The organism is Alloiococcus otitis ATCC 51267, assembly GCF_000315445.1.
GTDB lineage: Bacteria > Bacillota > Bacilli > Lactobacillales > Carnobacteriaceae_A > Alloiococcus > Alloiococcus otitis.
Genome location: NZ_JH992961.1, coordinates 112,850 through 115,722 on the forward strand (window position 1 = coordinate 112,850; position 2,873 = coordinate 115,722).

Here is a 2,873-nt window from a genome sequence, read left to right on the forward strand (position 1 = left end):
AATAACGCGACAATCGGTGAGCGATAAACGACTTCTGGCGTAACAACGCGACAATCGGTGAGCAATAAACGAGTTCTGGCGTAATAACGCGACAATCGGTGAGCGATAAACGACTTCTGGCGTAACAACGCGACAATTGTCGGCCGATAAACGAGTTTTGGCGTAACAACGCGACAATCGGTGAGGGATAAAGGAGTTCTGAAGTAATAACGCGACAATCGGTGAGTGATAAAGGAGTTCTGGCGTAATAACGCGACAATTGCCGGCCGATAACCGAGTTCTGGCGTAATAACGCGACAATCGCGGGCCAATAAACGAGTTGTGAAGTGGAAAGTCAGTTATAGAATTAAATGACATATTCCTACTCAGCAAAAAAACCGGTCAAAGTAAATAGAGAAGAAAAAGCAGGAAGTGGAGCTAAGTTAAAATAGGATATTGGTGAATAAAATCACCAACCGTTACCGATCTATGAATTTTCATCCACCTTATCTTCCCAAGCCTTATGCCAACTTCTCAATGGCCAGAAGGTAGGGTGGCGTATTCTTCTGGTTTAGGGGTTGGTACTTAAAGACAGTGTAATTACTTTGGTCTAAGCCTTGGAGGTAGACTTCTAATTCTTCTTTTTCGACTTGACCCTCTGAATGACCGGCATAGACCATCAGGGTCATTAATCCACCTGGCTGGAGGATGTCTAGGCCTGCTTCAACAGCCTTGATGGTCGTTTGGGCTTGGGTAGTTAGGGTTTTGTCGCTACCCGGCAGGTAACCCAGGTTAAAAACGATAGCTTTAGCAGAATCGTTGTGGCAATAAGAAGCCATGTTTTCATGCCCAGCTAAAAACAAAGTGGTTTTTGCTGGACAAGATTCAGCTTCTAGTCGTTCTTGAGTTTTTGCCAGTGCTTGAACTTGGATATCAAAGCCAATAAGTTTCCCTTCTTTTCCCACTAAGTTAGATAAAAATAAGGCATCCTTGCCATTCCCAAGGGTGGCATCGATGACCAAGTCACCTTTTTCGACTTGGTCTTGTAAAAGTTGGTGGCTAAAAGCTAGGGCATTTTTTAACATTATTTGCCTCCTAAAAATATCTTTATTCCTATTTATAACGAAGAGATCGGTCAAAAAGCAAGCGTTGTATATTTCATTTCCTTTACATTTATAACAATTGTATAATACTACTTCCTAATTATCCTTATAATTTGTATACTTTACTTGTATTAAATTATGATTATGAGGAAAAGGGAGCGGATGAACGGTGAAACTATCGCATATACATAATTTTAAATTTAAGACGGCTTTAACCTTGGGGATTGCAGCGGGAAGCCTGGCCCTGGGGGGAGCAATGAACCAAGTTTCTGCCCAAGAAGACCCTGGTCAAGAGGTTAGTACTTTACTTGGTATATACAAGTCTTCAAATGACCCTCAAGTCCAGGAAAATTTGAAGACCCAAATTATCAACCAGATCTTAAACAATGGTGGGGCGAATTTAATTGGCCACCTCAACATTGCTGAGATGACTCCGGCGGAATTGGAAAATGTAGCAAATGCCTTTATCCAATCCGTGAATGCAAATAACCAAGCTAGTCAAGAACAAGCGGAAGACGAAAGTTCACCAGAGCCGGAAGAACCGGTTGAAAGAGATGAAAAAGCTGACTTAGAAGAAGCTGAAGCAGAAGAAACTGATGATTCTGTGGAAAACGAAGAAGACAAGGCGGAAGACCAAGAGCTTGCCAATCCTGACCAAGAAAAACCGGACGAAACTGAAGTGGCACAAGACCAAGAAAAAACTGAAGTCACTGAAGAAGAACTAGTTGAGCCTGAAAACTTAGAAGACCAAGGTCAGGATCCAAACCAACAAGTCCAGGCTAAAGAAGAACCGGGTTTGAGACAGGTTGACCCGAATGCCCCTGCCCTCAAAAGCTCCCAAGCCCAAGACCATGTCGTTCAACCAGGTGAAACCCTCTACAGTATCGCTCGGGACTACAATACCAGTGCTGAAAAATTAGCTGCCATTAACAATATTAATAATCCAAATAACTTACGGGTAGGCCAAACCTTGACCCTTCACCAAGCGAATGTGGACAGTGCTGGGGGACGGAGAGACTTTGAGATCCAAACTTTCGCCGCTACACCAGCTCCACAAGAGACTATTAAAACTGGTAATGAATTCATTGATAATATTTCGGCCGAAGCTTCCCAAGTAGCGGACGAGTACAACTTGTATGCTTCAGTGATGATTGCCCAAGCTGCTTTAGAAACTGGTTACGGTAAAAGTAGTTTGTCCCAACCGCCACACCACAACTTATTCGGGATGAAGGGTAGTTACAATGGTCAAACGGCTAATTTCTCAACCCAAGAAGACACCCAAAATGGGATGGTTACCATCCGCGACAACTTTAGAAGCTACCCTAACTACACTGCTTCCCTTAGAGACTATGCTGATAAGTTACGGAACGGTCTTTCATGGGACCCTAACTACTATTCTGGTACTTGGAAAGAAAATACCAATACTTACCGGGATGCAACTCGTTGGTTAACTGGTCGTTATGCAACTGACCGTAACTACGATAAAAAACTAAATAGAATTATTGAACAATGGGACTTAACCCGGTTTGACAATGGCCCAGTTCCAGCTAACAACACAAATACTGTTCCAGTTGACAACGACAAGCAAAAAGGCCAAAGATATTACTCGGCAAACCCAAGCCAAACTTCCGCTGGCACTTATGTAGTTCAACCAGGTGACAGCCTCTACCGGATTGGCCAAAACTACAATGTTACCGTTGGCCAGTTGAAAAACTGGAACAACTTGACCAGTGACCTCATCCACCCAGGCCAAGTCCTCCGGGTTGCAGGACCAAGCCAAGGCAAACAAGC

General features: G+C 43.5%; 2 protein-coding genes. One reads left to right on the top strand and one right to left on the bottom strand.

What is annotated here, in order from left to right:
- Nucleotides 1–500 precede the first annotated feature (500 nt).
- Nucleotides 501–1,064 (bottom strand): tRNA 5-(aminomethyl)-2-thiouridylate-methyltransferase MnmM, encoded by a 564-nt coding sequence (gene mnmM / locus HMPREF9698_RS07380; protein WP_003778892.1) that lies wholly within the window; start codon nucleotides 1,062–1,064, stop codon nucleotides 501–503.
- Between the two features lie 187 nt (nucleotides 1,065–1,251).
- Between mnmM and HMPREF9698_RS08975 the strand changes: the two genes are divergently transcribed.
- A partial coding sequence (locus HMPREF9698_RS08975; RefSeq protein WP_003778894.1) for a muramidase family protein occupies nucleotides 1,252–2,873 on the top strand: 1,622 nt, incomplete at its 3' end.

Bases quoted from the DNA above. Each gene is read 5' to 3' on its own strand.
- mnmM (WP_003778892.1), bottom strand. From the start codon at position 1,064: ATGTTAAAAAATGCCCTAGCTTTTAGCCACCAACTTTTACAAGACCAA.